This window comes from Megasphaera jansseni (assembly GCF_047974155.1).
GTDB lineage: Bacteria > Bacillota > Negativicutes > Veillonellales > Megasphaeraceae > Megasphaera.
Genome location: NZ_JBHYRR010000027.1, coordinates 24,693 through 45,579 on the forward strand (window position 1 = coordinate 24,693; position 20,887 = coordinate 45,579).

A 20,887-nucleotide genomic window follows, 5' to 3' on the forward strand; every position below is an offset into this window, starting at 1 on the left:
GTTTATTTCAAACCTGCCAATTTAGCCGGGTCCATGGCTTTGTCGAACTGCTCTGCCGTGACCCATCCGGTCTTCAGGGCTGACTCTTTCAGGGTCAGCCCTTCTTTGGCTGCCTGTTTGGCGATGGTGCAGGCCTTGTCATAACCGACGAGCGGTACCAGGCCGGTGACCAGGATAAGCGAATTATAGAGGTTGGTCGTAATCCGTTCGCGGTTCGGTTCGATGCCGATGACGCAATGCTTGCGGAAGGAATCCATGCAGTCCGTAAGCAGGCGGATGGACTGGATCAAGTTATAGGCGATGACCGGCATGAAAACATTGAGCTCGAAATTCCCCTGGCTGGCAGCAATCCCCATGGTCGCATCGTTGCCCATGACCTGGACGGCCACCATGGTAACGGCTTCACACTGCGTCGGATTGACCTTGCTGGGCATGATAGAACTACCCGGTTCATTTTCAGGGATGCGGATTTCACCGATGCCGCAACGCGGCCCGGACGACAGCCAACGGACGTCGTTGGCAATCTTCATGAGGTCACAGGCCAAAGCCTTGAGCATGCCGTGAACGACGACGAGTTCGTCCTTACTGGTCAGGGACTGGAACTTGTTCGGCGCCGTATGGAAGGTCGTCCCCGTCAGCTGGCTGACGATTTCAGCAAAGCGTACATCGTAGCCTTTGGGGCAGTTGATGCCCGTACCGACGGCCGTGCCGCCCATGGCCAGGTCGCGGAGGAAGTCGACGCCCTGGACCAGCATATCCCGGTCGCGCTGGATCATGCGGGCCCAGCCGCTGAATTCCTGGCCCAGCGTCAACGGCGTCGCATCCTGCAAATGAGTCCGCCCGATTTTGACGATGTCCTTGAAGGCTTCCTGTTTGGCTCGTAATGCCTGATAAAGGGCTTCCATAGCGGGGAACAGTTTCTGTTCGATGAGCAGGACGCCGACCATATGCAGGCCTGTCGGGAAGGTATCGTTCGAGCTCTGGGAATGGTTGACATGGTCATTCGGATGAACAGGAATATCTTTCCCCTGAGCCTTCAGGATTTGCTTGGCCCGGTTGGCAACGACTTCATTGACGTTCATGTTGAACTGCGTCCCACTGCCGGTCATCCAGACAGCCAACGGGAAATTGCCATCGAGCTTGCCGGCCAGGATGTCATCACAAGCCTGGACGATAGCGTCGGCCCGGTCGCCGTCGACAACGCCTAACTCCTTATTGGTCAGGGCAGCGGCCTTTTTCAAATAGGCAAAGACCGTGACCATTTCAGGCGGAATCTTTTCCGTGCCGATTTTGAAGTTTTCGAAACTGCGCTGTGTCTGGGCGCCCCAGAGCTTATCAGCCGGGACTTTGATTTCCCCCATCGAATCTCTTTCTATACGGTATTCCATGAAAAAACCTCCCATTATAATCAGATTATATAAAACATAGCGGATTCAGGCGGGCGCCCCACGTGGGCGCCCCTACATGGGCACCCCAGCGGGGGTGCCTTTTGCGAACTGCGAACGGCGGCCTGCGTACTCCATATTATATAAAACATGGTGGACTCGGCGGGCGCCCCACGTGGGCGCCCCTACATGGGCACCTCAGCGGGGGTGCTTTTGCGAACTGCGAACTGCGAACTGCGGCCTGCGGCCTGCGTACTTCATATTATATAAAACATGGCGGACTCAGGCGGGTGCCCCACGTGGGCGCCCCATTGGGGTGCCCTTACGAGGAACGACGAACGACCTACGATGAACGGCTTGCTACAATCCCATGGGATTGGGCTGGAAGATGCGGCTGTCCATTTGGTGCAGGTCGTCGGCGATGACCGGTCGGAATTCCATCTGGCCCAGGATGTCCCGTTCCAGGTCCATGCCCGGTGCGATTTCTGTCAGCATGAGTCCCTGCGGTGTCAGACGGAAGACGGCCCGTTCCGTGACGACCAGGACATGCTGGCCATGGGCTGCGGCGTAGTCCCCGGAAAAGGTGACCTGTTCGATATCCGTCTTGAATTTCTGGTACTTCCCTTCGCGGTCGATGACCAGCCTCCCGTCTTCACAGTGCTCGCGCAGGCCGCCGGCCGTAAAGGTCCCCATGAGGATGAGCTTCTTCGTATGCTGGGCCAAATCGATGAAGCCTCCGGGCCCGGTGACGCGGCCGTGGAATTTCGAGACGTTGACATTGCCCATGGCGTCGATTTCTGCCAGGCCCAGGGCACAGAGGTCGAGGCCGCCGCCGTGGCAGATGTCGAACATATCGGCCATCTTCAGTTCCGCTTCGGCATTGACAGCGGCCCCCATATCGAGGCCCGACAAAGGAATACCGCCGATGATACCCGAATCGGCCGCCAGGGTCAGGCTCGGCCCGAACCCCTCTTCGGCCGCCACAGAGCCGATGATTTCCGGGATGCCGATGCCCAGGTTCATGACATCGCCCTTTTTCAGTTCCATCGCCGCCCGGCGGGCACAGATTTTGCGGTTATCCAGGGGATGCGGCGGCAGGGACTGGATGGACTTGCGCCCTTCCCCGCTCAGTTCCGGCCGGTAGCCATGAGTCGAAAAACTCTGAACGTGGTACTTCGGCCGCGGCACGACGACGTAATCGACGAGGAAATGGTGAATCTTCACCAACCGCGAATCAAGGCTCCCGCGAGGTACGACGTCTTCGACCTGGACGACGACGATACCGCCGGAATTATGCGTTGCTTCCGCTACTTCCAGCTGTTCGCCGATCATGGCTTCGCGCTGGAGCGAAATATTGCCGTCTTCATCAGCCAGGGACCCGCGGATGAAGCAGACCTGGATGGGAAAGGTTGGATAATATAAATAATCGTCATCATCTATATGGACCAGGCGGACGATATCCTTGCCTTCGCGGAGGGTCTTCTCATTGGCCTTGCTGCCATCCAGGCGCGGGTCGGCCAAGGTGTGCAGGCCGATGTCCGTCCAGACCCCTTTATGACCGGCAGCGATGGCCCGATAGAGAGCCAGTATCGTCCCGGCCGGGACCGTATAAGCCAGGCACTGATTGGCTGCGACTTTATCGGCCAGCTTCTTTTCCATCCCGAAATGACTGGTAATAATCGTCCCGATGAGGCCGTCTGCTGCCAGGCGGTCGCCGCCGCGCTGACCGCCATCACCGGTGCCGGCAATCTTGACCAAAGTCACATTGCGGGGATGACCTTCTTCGCCATAGCGGTCGTGAAGGGCCTTGAACAGCCCGTCCGGCGTTCCGAATCCGGCATGACCGCTGACCGCCAGGGTCATATCATCGCCGACGAGACGCGCCGCTTCCACAGGCGTAATAAACTGTGTCATAACGACCTTCCTTTCATGTGGTAATGAAAAAAGGACCTGTCGTACGACGACAAGTCCTTTTAAGTGGTTAGCAGTTAGTGGTTAGTGGTTAGCGGATGGCTTTCAATTTAAAGGTTTCTCTGCAAACTACAACCGTCGTCGGTCGTTCATCGCAGGTCGAAAAAGACTTCGATGAACGACGAACAATGAACGATGAACGTTATTTCAAGTGTTTCAATCCTTTGGCGCCGATGTCGCTGCGGACCTGCTGGCCGTCGAAATGGATGCGTTTGACGTTGGCATAGGCTTTTTCAATCGCATGCTGGAGATCCGGTGCTACAGCGGTAACGCCGAGAACGCGGCCGCCGTTAGTGACATAAGCCCCGTCTTTCTTGGCCGTGCCGGAATGGAAGACCATGACGTCTTCTTTATCGACAGCGTCGAGTCCGCTGATAACATCGCCCTTATGGGATGATGCCGGATAACCGGCCGAGGCCATGATGACGCAGCAGGCAGCAGCGTCTTTCCAGTGGACCATATCAGCTGTCAAGTTTCCTTTAGCGCAGGCATACATGATCTGTGCCAAATCGCCGTCGAGGAGCGGCAAAACAGCCTGCGTTTCCGGATCGCCGAAACGGCAGTTGAATTCGACGACTTTCGGGCCGTCAGCGGTAATCATGAGACCGGCATAAAGGCAGCCCTGATAGGTGATGCCTTCCTGTTTGAGGCCGGCGACGACGGGCTTCAAGATGGTTTCTTCGACTTCCTTGCGGATTTCCGGCGTGACGACCGGTGCCGGTGCATAAGCCCCCATGCCCCCGGTATTCGGGCCTTTATCGTTATCGAAGATACGTTTGTGGTCCTGGGCTGAAATCATGGGAACGATGGTCTTGCCATCGACGAAAGCTAGGAGGCTCGCTTCTTCACCGACCATACATTCTTCGATGACGATGCGGCCGCCGGAAGCACCGAAGATATGGTCTTCCATCATAGCGTTGACGGCATCGATGGCTTCTGCTTCGGTCTGGGCGACGACGACGCCTTTGCCGGCAGCCAGGCCATCGGCCTTGACGACAATGGGTGCGCCCTGTTCTTTAATATAGGCCTTGGCAGCATCGCCATCGGTAAAGGAGGCATAGGCTGCCGTCGGGACGTGGTATTTCTTCATGAGGTTCTTGGCGAAGACCTTGGACCCTTCCATCTGGGCTGCGGCCTTGTTCGGTCCAAAGACAGCCAGGCCTTTGGACTGGGCCAGGTCGGCGATACCTTCGGTCAAGGGGACTTCCGGTCCGACGACGAGCATGTCGATGCCTTCTTTGACGGCATAATCGGTGATACCGTCTAAATCGGAAAGGGGAATGTCAACACACTGGGCGACTTCACTCATAGCGGCACTGCCAGGGATGGCATAGAGTTTATCGACACTCGGACTCTGAGCCAATTTCCAGGCTAAAGTATGTTCGCGGCCGCCGCCGCCGATAACTGCTACCTTCATTATTTTGCAGCTCCCTTCTGAACCTGTTCAGCCAGGTATGCGGCAATAGCCGTATCATAAACAGCCGTATGGTGGAAGGCTTCCTGAGCCAGTTCCAGGCGGTACTGGTCGGAGAATTCGCCGTCCTTCTGAAGGATAGAAACGATTTCGCCGTATTTCGCCGGATTAGTGACGATAGCGACGTATTTATTGTTCTTCGCCGAAGCACGAACCATGCAGGGACCGCCGATGTCGATATTTTCAATGGCTTCAGCCAGGGTGACATCCGGTTTGGCAATGGTCTGCTGGAACGGGTAGAGATTGACGACAACCAGGTCAATCGGTTTGATGCCGTGTTCCTTCATCGCCTTGACATGTTCCGGATTATCGCGGACTGCCAGGATAGCCCCATGAATCATAGGGTTCAGGGTCTTGACGCGGCCATCCATCATTTCCGGGAAGCCCGTGACATCCTGAACGGCGATGACCGGTACACCGGCTTCTTTCAACGTCCGCATGGTGCCGCCGGTGGAAATGATTTCGATGCCGAGGTCGGCCAGGGCTTTGCCCAGTTCGACGACGCCCGTTTTATCCGATACACTAATGAGTGCGCGTTTTACTTTCATGGAAAATTCCTCCTATTCCTGAGTCCCTTTGACGACATTGCCGTCGATAGTCAATTTATCATCGCAAAAGAGTGCTGCCGCTCTGACGTAGGTCGGATGTTCCTTGGTAAGGATCCGGGCTGCCAGCGTATCTTCCGTATCGTCTTCGTAGACCGGTACGGCCGACTGCAAGATGATAGGGCCTGCATCCATATCGGGAACGACGAAATGGACGGTGCAGCCGGCAATCTTGACACCGGCTTCGACGGCCTGACGCTGTGCATGGAGGCCGCGGAACGACGGCAGCAGGGCCGGATGGATGTTGAGCATCTTGTGTTCATAATGGGAAATGAAGTCACCGCTCAAGAGGCGCATGAAGCCAGCCAGGCAGATGACGTCTGCCTGATAGGGTTCGATGGCATCGAGGATATATTTTTCAAAGGCTGCTTTGGAATCAAAAGACTTCCGGTCAGCCAGGATGACCGGTACGCCCCATTCCTTAGCCCGGTCCATGACCGGTGCGCCGGGGATATCGCAGACCAGGGCCTTGATTTCCGCATTGATGGTGCCGGCTTCGACGGCATCGTGGAGGGCGATGGCATTGGAGCCGCGGCCCGATGCGAAAATGACCATCTTCTTCTTAGTCATGGAACACGCCTCCCCGCAGGGTTACGGGTACGTCCGAATCGACGACTTTGCCGATGACATAAGCCTTTTCATCGCGGTCAGCCAGGTTCTTGAGGACGGCGTCAGCGTCTTTTTCATCGACGATCATGATCATGCCGATGCCCATGTTGAAGGTTCGGTACATTTCTTTGGCATCGACGTTGCCCCATTTCTGGAGAAGGCCAAAGATCGGCAGCTGCGGCCAAGATGTGACGTCGATATCGACACCGACGCCTTTCGGCAGGACGCGGGGGATATTTTCATAGAAACCGCCACCGGTGATGTGGACCATGCCCTTGACGGTGAAGTTCTTGATGATCGGCAGGCACGGACGCGGATAGAGACGGGTCGGTGTGAGCAGGCATTCACCAATGGTCATGCCCAGTTCATCGACGTACTGGTCGAGCTTCATGTTCTGCCGTTCGAGGACGATCTTGCGGACCAGAGAGAAGCCATTGGAGTGGACCCCCGTCGACGGCAGGCCGATGAGGACGTCGCCGACTTTGATGTTTTCTCCGGTAATGACCTTGTCGCGGTCGACGATGCCGACGCCAAAACCAGCCAGGTCATAGTCGTCTTTGGCATAGAAACCGGCCATTTCAGCCGTTTCGCCGCCCAGCAGGGCACAGCCCGATTCCTGGCAGGCATGAGCGACGCCCTTGACGATGGTCGCAACCTGGACCGGGTCGAGCTTGCCGACAGCGATATAGTCCAGGAAGAAGAGCGGTTCAGCACCCTGGACGAGGACGTCGTTGATGGACATGGCGACGCAGTCCTGACCAACCGTATCGTGCTTGCCCATCATGATGGCCAGGCGCAGTTTCGTACCGACGCCGTCGGTACCACTGACCAAAATCGGTTTCTTGATGTCGCTGTTCATCAGGGAAAAGAGGCCGCCGAAACCGCCTAGGTCGCCGAGGACTTCCGGACGGTACGTGGCTTTGACCGAATCTTTCATCAATTCTACGGCTTTGTTGCCAGCATCGATGTCGACACCGGCATCAGCATAAGTCAATCCTTTATTTGTGTTCGAGAGCATATTTTTCTCCTTCCTCAGTGGCCTGCGGAGTGTCCGTAGGATAGTCATTATTGAAGCAAGCTAAGCACATATCTTCCTTGGGGATATGTTCGACAGCCCGGTTGAGGCCGTCGATAGAAATGAAATGGAGTTTGTCGACGCCGATGTACTTCTGGATCTGTTCGACACTGAACGTCGAGGCGATGAGTTCTTTGCGGACCGACGTGTCGATGCCGTAGAAGCAGGGATACTTGATAGGCGGTGCCGATACGCACATGTAGACTTCCTTGGCGCCGGCTTCGCGCAGGAGCTTGCAGATGATGCCGCTCGTCGTGCCGCGGACGATGGAATCATCGACCATGACGATGCGCTTGCCTTTGACGACGGACTTGACGACATTCAACTTCATGCGGACAGCCAGTTCACGCTGTTTCTGGTTCGGTTTGATGAAGGTACGGCCCATGTAGCGGTTCTTGATAAGGCCGTGTTTGAAGGGGATACCCGAAGCCTGGGCATAACCGATAGCCGCTGTATTGCCGCTGTCGGGGACGGAAATGACGATATCCGCATCATACTGCGTTTCGTTCCACATTTCCCGGCCCATATTCAGGCGGGCCTGATAGACATCCTGGCCGTCGATGACGCTGTCCGGACGGGCAAAGTAAATGTATTCAAAGGAACAGACCTGTTTGCGCGGTGCCTTGGCAAAAATCGACGACTTGACGCCTTTTTCATTGATCTGGACAAATTCACCAGGCAGTACGTCGCGGACGAACTTGGCGCCGATGGCATCGAGGGCACACGTTTCCGAAGCCAGGACCCAGCCGCCTTCATCGGTACGGCCGATGCACAGCGGACGGAAACCATAGGGGTCACGCACGCCATAGAGCGTATCTTTCGTCATGAGTACCAGCGAGTACGCCCCCTGGATGCGGTTCATGCTTTCCATGATGCGTTCTTCGATGGTGTCTTTCTGGCTGCGGCTGATGAGATTGACGATGATTTCACTGTCCATCGTCGTCTGGAAGGTCGCACCGCCACGGTCCAGTTCTTCCCGCAGGGTACGGGTGTTGGTCAGGTTGCCGTTATGGGCCAGGGCCAGCTGTCCCATGGGCGTATATACAGCCAGCGGCTGGATGTTGCGGGGATTATTGGAGCCGGTCGTCGAATAACGGACGTGGCCGATGCCGACGGGACCGCCTTCTTCGTCAGGTACGCCGTTGGCGAAGACCGTGCTGATGAGGCCCATGCCGCGGAACGTATGGATATCCTGGCCGTCGGTCAGGGCGATGCCGCCGCTTTCCTGGCCACGATGCTGTAATGCGAACAACCCCCAGTAAATATAGCGGGGAATATCGAGGTGTTTATCGTAAATACCTAAGACACCACATTCTTCATGCTGCTTATCCCAAATCGGATCGTAAAACATGAATTAAACCTCCTGTTATAACGAAAAATAGTCTGTACATGCCCTTACAGGGACTTTACGGTTTCTTGCAACTTCTGGTTCTTTTCCATGACTTCCTTAGCCATATTTTCACGGTACGCTTTATACTTCTTCGCTAAATCGGCATCGCTGGCAGCACCGATCTGGACAGCCAGGAGAGCCCCGTTTTTAGCGCCATTGATAGCGACCGTAGCGACCGGGATACCCGAGGGCATCTGTACGATAGCCAGCAGCGCATCCATGCCCTGCAGGCTGCCGCTTTCCAAGGGGACACCGATGACCGGCAGCGTCGTATAGCTGGCGACGACACCGGGCAGATGCGCTGCCATACCGGCGCCAACGACAAAGGCACTGATGCCCCGTTCTTCGGCAGTCGAAACGAATTCCCGGACAGCTGCCGGCGTGCGATGGGCCGACGCTAACAAGACTTCATATTCAACACCAAATTCCTTAAAAATAGCAATCGCTTTTTTCATAACGGGAAAATCAGAATCGCTTCCCATGATCAAACCGACCTTCAACAGAGACCCCTCCTTAGAAAAACAAAACCCAAAAGTGACGCACGTCACCTTTGGGCTTTTCAGTTAGACACACGGAGACTGTTTACAAACGGCAAAGAACCTGTCCATAAACGTCTTGTCATAGTGCATCTCCTTATTGATTGAAAGATTATCAAACACACTTTGATTCTATCAAAAACCTAATGGACTGTCAATGAAAAATCCCCTTTCTACCGCAGTTTATACACGGATTGTCCTGACTATGTTACAATGGAGGAAAACGACCGACATGGAGGGATAGATTATGGAATTAAATGACCAGCAGCAGCAAGTCGTCAGCGACCTCTCGCAGCCAATCCTGCTCAACGCGCCAGCCGGCACGGGCAAGACCCGCGTCCTGGCCTGCCGGGTCGCACACATCCTGGAGACAGGAGCCGCCGATGGCTCGCAGATACTCTGTCTGACCTTTACCAACCGGGCCTGCAAAGAACTGAAGAACCGCATCATCGCCACGGCCCACGAACAGGGCCTGGCCGTCGTCGTCAAGACCATCCACAGCTTCTGCTACAGTCTCATCAAAGAAGAAACGAAGCGTCAGAGCGACCGCTACAACGACTTCCTGCTCTACGACGACGAAGACTGCCGGCAGATCATCGACAGCCTCCCCGCCGCGGCGTCGGCACCGGGCAACGATACGCAGGCCCTGCAGAACTTCATTGAATTCACCAAGAAACAGCGCGTCATCCCGGACCTCCACGATTTCACAGCGCCCAAAGAAGCCCTCCGGGCCTGGCTGCCCGACCATGGCGCTGCCCTGGTGCAGCAATACGATGCCGTCCTGGCTGACAACCACGCCGTCGACTTTACGGATCTCATCACCGGCGCCTACGAATTTCTCTGTGACGAAGACTGCTGCCAGCGCTGGCAGGACCGCTTCCGCTTCATCGCCGTCGATGAAATGCAGGACACGAGCGAAGTCGAATACGCCGTCATCAGCCGCCTCTTCCCAGGCCGCAACATCCTTCTCTGCGGTGACTATTTCCAGACCATTTATGAGTGGCGCGGTTCCTACCCCGAATATATTCTGGAACAGTTCCGTAAGGCTTACCATCCCAGGGAAATCACCTTTACGACCAATTACCGGGCCACCCAGCTTCTCCTGAAGGCCGCTGAAAGCTGCCTGAACCACCTCTTCGGCCAGCTGACGGTCCACCACATCTACCCCCAGCCTGGTCAGGCCGCAGCCGCTATCCCGGGCGATCCCATCGTCGTCCACCAGGCCGACACGTTCCTCGATGAAAGCCGCTGGATTTTCCAGGAACTGATGCGGCTGCCGCGGGAAGAACGGCTGAAAGCCTGTGTCCTCGTCCGCGGCAACCGCCAGGCCCAGCAGTTGTGGACGGGTATCACGGCTCATAATCTTCATTATCCGTCAAAGGAGCAGCTGCCCGTCACCTGCATCGACCAGTTCCACCTGTTCAAGCGCCAGGAATGTAAAGACGTCCTGGCCTATCTCCGGCTGCTGCTCAACAAGCATGACAACCTGAGTTTGAAGCGGATTCTCCTGCGTTTCGTCCCCCGCATCGGCCGCCGGACCATCGAGACGATTGAAAGCGATTCCTACCGGCGCCTGGGACTGATGCTTTGTGATTTCATCGACCCCATTTCCCAGGAAACGGGCGACCCTTACGGTCTCCTGCTGACAGCCCTATCAGAAGAACGGATTGTCGTCTTCGACGTCGAAAGCACGGGGACCGACACGACGACAGATGAAATCATCCAAATCGCCGCCGTCCGACTCGATGCGGCAGGCCAAGTCAAAGATAAATTTAACACCTACGTCCGAGCCAGCCGTCCCGTCGGCGAATCCTTTTATGTCCATCACATCAGCGACGACCAATTAGCTGCCGAAGGCCGGGACCCAAAAGACGCCCTGGCGGCTTTCCTGCACTTTGCCAACGGCGCCGTCATCGTCGGCCACAACGTCACCTACGACCTGTCCATCCTGCACAGCGAACTTCAGCGCCTGGGCATGGCCGAAAGCGGTGACTTCCCCTATTACGACACGCTGGACATATACCGCCGCTTCTATCCCAATCTCATCAATCATAAACTGGCCACGCTGAGCGAAACCTTCCCCATCGACCATCAGCCGTCACACGACGCCTTCGACGACATCCTGGCCACAGCCGGCCTCCTGCGCTACGCCGTCAAAGAAAAGATAAGACCGGCCACGACAGCCCGCCGCGCTTCCATGGCCATGTATCTGCCCCTCTTTGCTCCGTTCAGCCATGACATAGCGGCTCTGCGCCGCCTCTCCTACCAGGACCGGCCGATAGTAGTCATCGCCGCCGTCATGAACGAAGGCGGCGTCAAGGCCTGGTACGAAAGCCATCAGGACGCAGCCGATGCAGCCCATCACATCGACCGTTTGGAAAACGTCCGCAAGCTCTACCGCATCGCCAGCGAAACTGACGACCCGAACCAAAATCCCCGCGATGCTTTGGCGGAATTCCTTAAACTGACGGCCCTGTCCAACAGCGAACTGGATAGTATGCTGGCCAAGGACCCGAAAATCCCGATTATCACCATCCATCAGGCCAAAGGGCTGGAATTCGACTACGTCTTCCTGGCCAGCCTGGAAGACCGGGTCTTCCCGACCTTCTGGGCCGTCAAAAAAGGCGACTTGGAAGAAGAAAAACGCCTCTTTTATGTCGCCATTACGCGGGCCAAAAAGAGGCTGTATCTGAGCTGGCATCAGGGAATCGGCAATCAGCGCTATGCGCCGAGCCGCTTCCTCCAGAGCCTGGATACTCAATATCTTGAAGTTAGATGAGGCCGGCAATACCTAAGATAAGGCCTAAGACGCCGGAACCGATGAGGACTTTGATAACGCCGATTTTCCGCCGCGTCGCAGCGATTGCCAAAATCAGGATAGCTAACCCGCCGAGGCTGAACGCCGACCAGTCATCGGGCAGGGTTTCCGTATTCCACAAGGCTAAGAGGATGAAGCTCAGGCTGGCTACACAGATAAGAGCGACGACAGCCGGACGCAGTCCGTTGAGGATGCCCCGGATAGGACCGATATCACCATACTTGAGGAAGATGCGTGCTAAAATAATCCCCAAGAAAAACGACGGCGTGACGAAGCCCAGGGTGGCTGCGACAGCTCCGCCTAAACCGGCGATTTTGGTGCCGACGAACGTCGCGGCATTGATGCCGATCGGTCCCGGAGTCATCTGAGAAATGGTGAATATATCAACAAATTCGCTCATCGAGAGCCAATGGAAGGTATCGACGACACTGGCCTGGATCAGCGGCATGGACGCATAGCCGCCGCCGACACAGAAGGCCCCGACTTTACAGAATTCCCAAAAAAGCAACAGATATATCATGATAAGTCCCTCCCCTTAGTCGTACTTCTTGTCGCGCATGAACAAGAAGCCGATGATGCCATCAATGATGATTAAAGCCATGATATTGGCATCAAAGCACAAGTTGGCAATGAACGTCGCCACGATGATGGCCAGTGGCAGGAGCAGCTTCTTCTTCCCCTGCTTGATGAGGAGGTCGATGCCGACATTGACGATGAGAGCCGTCGCCCCGCACTGCATACCGCGGAGGATCATCTTGATATAGAGATTCTGGATGAAGAAATCATAGCAGTAAGAAATAATGGACAACGTAATCAGGCAGGGCAGCACGGTGGCTACCAAAGCTACCAATGTCCCCAGGACCCCGGCCATGCGGTATCCGAGGATAACAGCGCTGTTGACGGCAATGACGCCGGGCATGGACTGGGCGATGGCCACCATGTCAAGGGTATCCTTGTCACTGATCCAGTGGTATTCATCGACGTATTTCCCTTTCAAGAGGGGAATAATGACGAAGCCGCCGCCGACAGTGAAGGCGCTGATTAAAAAAGTCGATTTGAACAGGGTCCAAAAGAAATGGGCATCCCGTTTCGGGGTCACAATATCGTTCATCATCTATCATCCTTTCTTGACGATTCATCGTTTCTATGGTCTTAGTATAACACGGCTTTTACTATATTGAAAATATTTGTACAATTGATATAATATATGTAAAACATATGTCAAGGAGGCATCGATATGGATATCCGTCAACTCACGTATTTCATGGTCATCGCCGAAGAAGGCCAGATCACGGCGGCTGCCCGTCGCCTGCATATGGCACAGCCGCCGCTGAGCCAGCAGATGAAAGCCCTGGAAGAAGAACTGGGTGTGCAGCTTTTGCAGCGGGAACCGCGCAGCGTGACCTTGACCGATGCCGGCGAAATCCTCTACCGCCGGGCCCGCCAAATCATCACCCTGACCGACTCGACGCGCCGGGAAATCGCCGATTTCAAAAACGGCCTGCGCGGCACCCTGTCCATCGGAACCGTTTCATCCTCAGGCAGTGTCATCCTCCGGCCGGCACTCCGCCAATTCCATGCCAGCCATCGCGGCATCCGCTTTGAAATCTATGATGGCAACACCTTCCGCGTCCTGGACATGCTGCGCAAGGGCCTCATCGAAATCGGTATCGTCCGCACGCCCTTCAAGCAGGACGCCTTCAACTGCACGTTTCTGCCCGAAGAGCCGATGGTCCTGGCCTATGCCGATACCCTGGCCGATCCCAGCCCGGGCCAGCTTTCCCTGACCATAGAACAGCTGCACGGCCTGCCGCTCATCCTCTACCGCCGCTTCGACCAACTCTTCCACGACGTCTGCGAAGCCCATAATATAACGCCGATTCTCCTCTGCCGCAACGACGATGCCCGGACCACCCTGCTCTGGGCTGAAACCGGACTAGGCTACGCCGTCGTCCCCGCATCAGCCATCTCGCCGACCAGTCGGCCTCAGCTCCAGACCAAAGCTATCGACGAACCACGCCTGCGTACCCAGCTGGCCGTCATCACGCCAAAACACCGCTACCTGTCCAGCATTGCCCGCCAGTTCATCGACGCGTTGACTACCCCATATTGAAATAGTCAAATTTCCTTTAAAAATAAAAATTGCTTATTATATGTATCATATTTATCCCATGCAATAGATTGAAGGATTTCATTGATAGTTGAAAAAGTACGATCTGGGGAAATAATCGATAAGGTAACCGATAACCGTGACTTTATTCGTTCCCTACGTTTTTTCAAATAAGTTTCAGAATGAAAATTCTTTAAAAACACATCTACCTGGTCAATCATCTTTTTGTTTTCAATTCGCATAAACGGATCTTTAACGTTTTGCAACATGTCTACAATAAAGGTTTCTAATGCGCCTTTTTCCTGCACAGGAATCAATTTTGCACAAAAACGAAATAGGTAATACTCGGAAAATGCACAAGGCAATAATAATTGCTCCCACTCTGTATTATTTACGATATTTCCTTTTTGCACTGCATTGTCCTGCAAATAATGATGAATAGTTTTTAACATCTTTTCAGAAGATTCATCATCATGGTCAGCTAAAATAGCAAGGGCTGAAAAACACTCTTCCTTACTAAGCTTTTGATTCATGTAAATAATTTGCTCAACAGCATGCAAAAAGGTGTGCCCTTGAATGGCAATAATAGCCAATGCCCCTTTATCATCTATATACCATTCTGTTAATCCGATTCTATCTAAATCTGGAAATTTCCGATTCCGATTTTGTGCATACCGACAACACAATATATGTTTCAAGTAATAACTCAATAAGATAGCATCTGTTTTTCCTTCACATAGTATAAGTCGCTTTTCCATTATCTCAACTCCATATTATACAAGCGAAGATCTAAGGCTTCTTTCCCTGATAAGTTCCTGGTCCTTAACGATGTTTTAGCGAATTGTTTTAATGTAATGACCCGCAAATCATCCGTTTCACCAAGTTCCTGCCAAGTAGATAGAAAAGTATCCAAAAATTCTAAATTATGAGTTGTCATAAATAATTGGGCATCGTATTTTCTTGCATAGGTAATAAGGTTTCTACAGAATCCTGCTTGCGCAGCAGGGTGTAGAGTAGCATCAATCTCATCAATGCAAAAAATCCCTTTTTTATATAAAAGAAGCGCACCTAAGATATAATACCATCGCTGCAAACCATCTCCAAAGGTAAACAAGGGTAAAAAGCGGCCTCCTTTTACTTTTAAACTGATAGGAGCTTGTGTAGCATCGGGATAAGGCAAAGTATCAATCGCTTCAATTTCAGGAAAAATCGCTTGTAAGTCCTGTAAAAAAGCATCCATCTTTCCTTCTCTTTTCAAGGCACTATACATACGTATCGTTTCTATTTGATCGCGATGTCCTAAAATATCAATATATTTTCCCAAATAGGCAGGGGATTCACTGGGAATAAAAAAAGGAATCCCTATATTCTTTATTTTCTTTTCATTTTCGGACTGAATCTCCCATTGCGCAGCAATAACAGCATTTGGTTTTTGAAAAGAATTATGCGTATCTATCATCAATTCTGCCGGAGTAATGATATGAGAAAAAGAACATGTTCCTTCATCGGAACGTCCAGAAAAATTAAAATTCCATGGTCTGTCATCTGTATCATGAACTGCAGCTGCAATGAATTCTAAAAGGATATAAGGAGATACAACATTCAGCGTGTAATTTCTTGTAATAGCCGTCATTGCAAAAGGCTGGAGATTAAAACCACAAGACCAACCAAAAATACTTTCTAAAATAGATGTCTTTCCTACATTATTATCACCCACAAAAAAGTTAAATCGTTGGAACCCCTTTAAAGAAAATGTTTTAAACTTACGATACCCACTAACTGTCAATTCCCTCAACACTCAAATCACCTCATTTCAAATCCACTCTAGCATATTACGCTTTTACAGCAAGGCCCTCCAAATGCAGGAGGGCTATTTTTTTATCAATGCCGCCGGCATAACCGGTGGCCTTGCCATTAGCCCCCAAGACACGATGGCAGGGAATGATGATGGAAATGGGATTATGTCCTACAGCCCCACCGATAGCCTGGGCTGACATCTTCTTCCCCGTCCGTTCTTCAATCTGCTTGGCAATGTCGCCATACGTCGTCTGGCCGTAGGGAATCTGGCAAAGAATATACCAGACGAGCCGTCGGAATTCACTGCCCTGCGGCGCCAGGGGCAATGTCATGATGGCCGGCATCCTCCCGGCAAAATATTCATCCAGCCAGTGCGCCGCTTTTCGTAAAATCGGCGTTTCCTCTTCCCGCAGGACTTCTCCCTGAAGAGCGCCATAACAATACTTCTGCCCTTCAAACCAGGCCCCGACCAGCGCCGTATCACTGGCCGCCAGAATCATCGGCCCTAACGGCGAGTCATACATCATCTTATGATACATCAACAGTCACCTCAGTTATTTTCTGAAAGCAATATATCTTTAGTTTGTAATAATTCAGGATGGCGTACCATATAACCTGTTAAATTTTTCCAAGCTTCATTTTCTGAAACATAAGGAATCGGACCTTCACAAACTTCATCTTCTGCATGATTTTCCCCTAATGGCTGATAAAAATCATTTTCGAAAGTTCCATAAGCATCTGGGCGGAGCCAATGATATGGAGAAACTAAATGGTCAATAGGTTCTGTCAAGGAAGAAAATAATGAATAGTATGTAAAGCCTTTAGGAGCTATTAATTCGAAAATAGTTGGCATAATATTCATATGGCTACCAATGGTGTTACCCGCAAAAATACTTTGATCTAAATCGCGATGATTCAACATAAATACTGGAGAATGCCGTTCCCGGATAGAGCAGTCGCGATTCATCAGGGACGTCTTTTGTAAAGGAGTCATGGTAATAGCATGATCTGCCGTAACAATAAACAAGCTATCTGGATAGGCTTTCCGCATGGTATCAATAAATTTACCAATCGCTTGGTCAGATAACCAAAAAGTCCCCAAATTTTTCTGCAATTCCTTATTTGCTTTTATATCATCCGGGGCATCCGGCATGACCCTTTCTGTATCATAGCCATACTTTTTCAAATTAATTTTAAATGGGCCATGATATGATGTAGTGTAGACAAAATGAAATGCCGGCTGGTTCGAATCATCTTGCTGAATCAATTCAGCTGCTTTTTCCAAAAAAATATTATCATAGACACCAACCCATGTCTTAGGAGCATGGGAACCACAAAAGTCAGTAGCAGTCATCACGCAATCAAAACCGCATGCAGGAGCAAATTGATTAAAATTCCCATAAGTTACATTACCGCCATACCAGTATGTCGATGTATACCCTAACTTTTTTAATTGAAGCGGCAACGCAGTTGGTACTGTTCCCTGCCAAAATGTTTCTTTTTCATTCAATTCTAATCCAGCATCAAAAATACCTGACATCAAACTAACAATGGATGGTCTCGAAATAATACCTGCCGACAGAGAATTAGTTAATGCTGCCGTATGGGGATCATTCATAAGCCTTTTCCCACCGGACGTAATATTTAAGCAAGCATATGCTGGGTCAAATAGCTGCTGCAAATAACTTTCACCGACGAGCAGAAAAATATGTGATGGTTTAGCAATCTTAGGACCTTTCGCATGATGTTGAAATGCATATACAGGGTTAGGATACTTTTTAATATTGTCACGACCTGCTGGCAGAATAGCCTTTAAAGATGTTAAATCTTCTTCATCACTGTGCTTGTAGGCATCGTTTAATTTATGCTTTTTAACTTGTTCCAAGGCAACTAAATCGTCTACCGTAGCTTTAGCAAAAAAAATGTCCTTTTTAACAATACTGGGAATTGTATCCCATTCCGGTTTATCGTCATGGCTTAAAGTTCCTCCATAACGGAACCAATAAAAGCCTAAAATAATAGCAACACATACAATAACATTAAAGCCATACGCCAGGATAGAAGATGAAAAATGAGGATAACTAACACTTGGCAAAGAAAGAAGGGCTTGAATAGAAAATTTAACAATCCACCAATAAGGAATCCCTATAAGTATAAATAAGAGTCCATGATCCTGATGAAAAAAAATATCAAGCAAGTTATGTTTTTCGGCCTTTCCGCCAAGACGTAAAATCTGATTATAAGTGTCATGAAAATGATTGTAAAAAATCATTTTCCCCACAAAGGCAACATAAAGTACCATAGCATATATCATGCCAGCCCAAAGCCTTACATCATTTCCTAGCGCATAATAGGAAGCAAAAAATAGCCCGGGCAATGAAACAAAAATAAGCGGCAACAAAAATGCGTAGGCATTAAAATCCATGCCCCACCAAAAGCCGTATCGAAAGCAATGCCATACGATATTCCATCGTCCTTTCAACGTTTCATAAGGCGAATAGACTTTGATGAACACAGCGCGGAATATAGCACATAAAATAGGAAAAATCAAAAATAGTTTTATATCCTGCTGCATCGATAAAAAAAATTGTTCAAACACGATAACACCTCATCATAAAAATAAATATTGGATTTATACTTTGTAATAAGATTTATACCATTGGGCAAATTTCCCCAATCCTTCTTCAATCGTCGTTTCCGGCTTAAAATCGAAGTCACGCTGTAATTCGCTGACGTCGGCATAGGTCTGGTATACATCGCCAGGCTGCATAGGCAGATATTCCTTTTCTGCCGTTTTACCCAGAGCTTTTTCCAGGACTTCGATGAAATGCATGAGCTGTTCCGGTTTATGGTTGCCAATGTTATAGATTTTATACGGATCGCCTAGTTCATTTTTCTTCGGCGGATTGCACAGCATGTGTTCAATGCCGGTAACGATATCGTCGACATAAGTGAAGTCCCGATACATGTCACCGTGATTATAAATCTGGATAGCTTCCCCTTTGCGAATCTTATTGGCAAATTTGAAATAAGCCATGTCGGGGCGGCCGAAAGGTCCATAGACGGTAAAAAAGCGCAACCCCGTTGCCGGGATACCGTAGAGATGACTATAGGTATACGCCATCAGCTCATCTGATTTCTTAGTTGCTGCATAGAGACTGATCGGATGATCCACATTATCAGTCGTTGAAAAAGGCGTTTTCTGCTGATTGCCATAAACGGACGAGCTGGAAGCAAAAAGTAAATGATCCACTTTATGATGACGGCAGGCTTCGAGGATATTGAAGAAACCAATGATGTTGGAATCAATATAGGAACGAGGATGGTCAATGCTGTAACGCACTCCAGCCTGGGCTGCCAGGTTCATGACGATATCCGGCTGAAACGACGTGAAAACATCATTAACGACTTTTTCATCAGCCAAGTCCCCTTTGACGAAAGTGAATGCCGGGAACTGGCGTAGAATAGCCAAGCGGCTTTCTTTCAAGGAAACATCATAATAATCATTAAGGTTATCCAGGCCAAAGATGGTGGCTCCCATGGCCAGCAGGCGCTTGGCCAAATGGAATCCAATGAAACCGGCGGCACCGGTAATCAAGACTTTATTTGCACTATCAAAAGATTTAAAATCTGCCATTATCATCGTCTCCCTCTTAGTCGCGGTCAAAGATATCCCGCGTATAGACTTTATCCTGGACATCGCTAAGTTCTTCTGCCCAACGGTTAGAAATAATAATATCGCTCATCTTCTTGAACTCGTTCAAGTCGCGGATGACACGGGAATGGAAAAAGTCACCCGCTTTCAAGGTCGGTTCATAGACGACGACTTCGATGCCTTTGGCCTTGATGCGCTTCATGACGCCCTGAATGGCCGAGGCACGGAAATTATCTGAATGGCTCTTCATCGTCAGCCGATAAACGCCGACGATGCGGGGATTCTTGGCAATAATCATATCGGCAATATGGTCCTTTCGCGTCCGGTTAGCCGCAACAATAGCTGAAATAAGGTTCTGCGGTACATCCTGATAATTAGCCAAAAGCTGTTTTGTGTCCTTCGGCAGGCAGTATCCCCCGTAGCCAAAAGAAGGATTGTTATAAAAATCGCCAATGCGGGGGTCGAGGCAGACGCCTTCGATGATTTCCTTCGTACTCAGGCCACGCATTTCAGCATACGAATCGAGTTCATTGAAATAGGCCACGCGCAAGGCCAGATATGTATTGGCAAAGAGTTTGATGGCCTCTGCTTCCGTAGAGCCGGTAAACAGCATGGGGATATCTTTCTTCACCGCGCCTTCGGCCAGCAGATTGGCAAAAACTTTAGCCCGTTCCGACCGTTCACCGACGACGATACGTGACGGATGAAGATTATCATACAGGGCCTTGCCTTCCCGCAAAAATTCCGGCGAGAACATAATATTGTCGGTATGGTAGCGTTCCTTGATATGCTGAGTGTAGCCGACAGGAACTGTCGATTTAATGACCATGACCGCGTCTGAATTGATTCCCAGTACTTCTTCGATGACCGCTTCTACCGATGACGTATCAAAAAAATTCTTCTGCGGATCATAATTGGTCGGCGTCGAAATAATAACAAAATCAGCATCCGTAAAAGCTTCCACAGGATCTAAGGTCGCTTTGAAATGCAAATCATCACGCTGCAAAAAAGCCGAAATATCACTATCTATAATCGGCGACTTCCCTTCATTCAACATAGCTACTTTTTCTGGAATAATATCTAAAGCAATGACATTATTATGCTGTGCCAGCAACATACTATTCGAAAGACCGACATACCCGGTCCCGGCAATCGCTATATTCATATAAATTCCCACTTTCCTTTTAGCACATTATATTCATTATACCATAAAATTCCATCCAGACCATCATCCAGACCATTAGGATGCTTTTTAAAAATAAAGAGTTCATTATAAATATAGCCTCTATAGTAAGCGGAAAATAAATCGGTGGATTTAATCTCCTGGCTGTTTGTGAGACAATAGGCTCATCAAACAGGATAAATGAGACAAATTAGAGTTTCTCCCATTTTGTCTAAAAACTCTAATTTATCCTATTCAGTAAGGAGGATGTTTTTGGATACTCAAAAAATTACACACGAA

18 protein-coding genes are annotated in these 20,887 nt (G+C 50.7%); 2 read left to right on the forward strand and 16 right to left on the reverse strand.

What is annotated here, in order from left to right; translation table 11 throughout:
- Positions 1-2: 2 nt before the first annotated feature.
- From fumC to purE, 8 genes are all read right to left on the reverse strand, one after another.
- Positions 3-1,388, reverse strand: coding sequence for a class II fumarate hydratase (gene fumC / locus ACE418_RS10365; protein ID WP_416450541.1), 1,386 nt, complete (start codon positions 1,386-1,388; stop codon positions 3-5).
- Positions 1,389-1,745: 357 nt separating this feature from the next.
- On the reverse strand, positions 1,746-3,299 hold the full coding sequence (locus tag ACE418_RS10370; RefSeq protein WP_416450542.1) for an acyl CoA:acetate/3-ketoacid CoA transferase: 1,554 nt from the start codon (positions 3,297-3,299) through the stop codon (positions 1,746-1,748).
- 199 nt (positions 3,300-3,498) lie between these two features.
- Entirely contained in the window at positions 3,499-4,773 is a 1,275-nt protein-coding gene (gene purD, locus ACE418_RS10375; protein ID WP_416450543.1) for a phosphoribosylamine--glycine ligase, read from the reverse strand.
- Entirely contained in the window at positions 4,773-5,378 is a 606-nt protein-coding gene (locus tag ACE418_RS10380; protein WP_416450544.1) for an IMP cyclohydrolase, read from the reverse strand. Before ACE418_RS10380 ends, purD begins: the two co-directional genes overlap by 1 nt.
- A 12-nt stretch (positions 5,379-5,390) precedes the next feature.
- Positions 5,391-6,005 carry a phosphoribosylglycinamide formyltransferase gene (purN, locus tag ACE418_RS10385; protein WP_298586951.1) on the reverse strand — a complete coding sequence of 205 codons (615 nt, stop codon included), beginning with the start codon at positions 6,003-6,005 and terminating at the stop codon, positions 5,391-5,393.
- Positions 5,998-7,062, reverse strand: a complete 1,065-nt coding sequence (gene purM, locus ACE418_RS10390; protein ID WP_416450545.1) for a phosphoribosylformylglycinamidine cyclo-ligase — start codon at positions 7,060-7,062, stop codon at positions 5,998-6,000. The genes purN and purM overlap by 8 nt, the downstream gene beginning before the upstream one ends.
- Entirely contained in the window at positions 7,043-8,470 is a 1,428-nt protein-coding gene (purF, locus tag ACE418_RS10395) for an amidophosphoribosyltransferase (RefSeq protein WP_416450546.1), read from the reverse strand. Before purF ends, purM begins: the two co-directional genes overlap by 20 nt.
- A gap of 44 nt (positions 8,471-8,514) precedes the next feature.
- Positions 8,515-9,009, reverse strand: coding sequence for a 5-(carboxyamino)imidazole ribonucleotide mutase (purE, locus tag ACE418_RS10400; protein WP_416450547.1), 495 nt, complete (start codon positions 9,007-9,009; stop codon positions 8,515-8,517).
- A 283-nt stretch (positions 9,010-9,292) separates the two neighbouring features.
- Between purE and ACE418_RS10405 the strand changes: the two genes are divergently transcribed.
- Entirely contained in the window at positions 9,293-11,824 is a 2,532-nt protein-coding gene (locus tag ACE418_RS10405) for a 3'-5' exonuclease (RefSeq protein ID WP_416450548.1), read from the forward strand.
- Here ACE418_RS10405 and ACE418_RS10410 read toward each other — a convergent pair.
- Together ACE418_RS10410 and ACE418_RS10415 are read right to left on the reverse strand one after the other, a co-directional pair.
- The gene (locus tag ACE418_RS10410; protein ID WP_416450549.1) at positions 11,817-12,383 is read right to left on the reverse strand and encodes a chromate transporter; all 567 of its coding nucleotides are present in this window, start codon (positions 12,381-12,383) and stop codon (positions 11,817-11,819) included. The genes ACE418_RS10405 and ACE418_RS10410 overlap by 8 nt on opposite strands.
- Positions 12,384-12,398: 15 nt before the next feature.
- Positions 12,399-12,974, reverse strand: a complete 576-nt coding sequence (locus ACE418_RS10415) for a chromate transporter (protein WP_416450557.1) — start codon at positions 12,972-12,974, stop codon at positions 12,399-12,401.
- A 126-nt stretch (positions 12,975-13,100) separates the two neighbouring features.
- Between ACE418_RS10415 and ACE418_RS10420 the strand changes: the two genes are divergently transcribed.
- Complete coding sequence (locus ACE418_RS10420; protein WP_416450550.1) at positions 13,101-13,976, forward strand: LysR family transcriptional regulator; 876 nt, start codon at positions 13,101-13,103, stop codon at positions 13,974-13,976.
- A 5-nt stretch (positions 13,977-13,981) separates the two neighbouring features.
- Here ACE418_RS10420 and ACE418_RS10425 read toward each other — a convergent pair whose 3' ends face one another.
- From ACE418_RS10425 to ACE418_RS10450, 6 genes are all read right to left on the reverse strand, one after another.
- Positions 13,982-14,731, reverse strand: coding sequence for a DUF3226 domain-containing protein (locus ACE418_RS10425; protein WP_416450551.1), 750 nt, complete (start codon positions 14,729-14,731; stop codon positions 13,982-13,984).
- Positions 14,731-15,690 carry an AAA family ATPase gene (locus ACE418_RS10430; protein ID WP_416450552.1) on the reverse strand — a complete coding sequence of 320 codons (960 nt, stop codon included), beginning with the start codon at positions 15,688-15,690 and terminating at the stop codon, positions 14,731-14,733. The genes ACE418_RS10425 and ACE418_RS10430 overlap by 1 nt, the downstream gene beginning before the upstream one ends.
- A gap of 115 nt (positions 15,691-15,805) precedes the next feature.
- Positions 15,806-16,309: a methylated-DNA--[protein]-cysteine S-methyltransferase gene (locus tag ACE418_RS10435; RefSeq protein ID WP_416450553.1), complete on the reverse strand. Its 504-nt coding sequence runs from the start codon at positions 16,307-16,309 to the stop codon at positions 15,806-15,808.
- 11 nt (positions 16,310-16,320) lie between these two features.
- Positions 16,321-18,369: an LTA synthase family protein gene (locus ACE418_RS10440; RefSeq protein WP_416450554.1), complete on the reverse strand. Its 2,049-nt coding sequence runs from the start codon at positions 18,367-18,369 to the stop codon at positions 16,321-16,323.
- Between the two features lie 33 nt (positions 18,370-18,402).
- On the reverse strand, positions 18,403-19,407 hold the full coding sequence (locus tag ACE418_RS10445) for an NAD-dependent epimerase (RefSeq protein ID WP_416450555.1): 1,005 nt from the start codon (positions 19,405-19,407) through the stop codon (positions 18,403-18,405).
- A 16-nt stretch (positions 19,408-19,423) separates the two neighbouring features.
- Positions 19,424-20,590, reverse strand: a complete 1,167-nt coding sequence (locus ACE418_RS10450; protein WP_416450556.1) for a nucleotide sugar dehydrogenase — start codon at positions 20,588-20,590, stop codon at positions 19,424-19,426.
- Between the last annotated feature and the right edge of the window lie 297 nt (positions 20,591-20,887).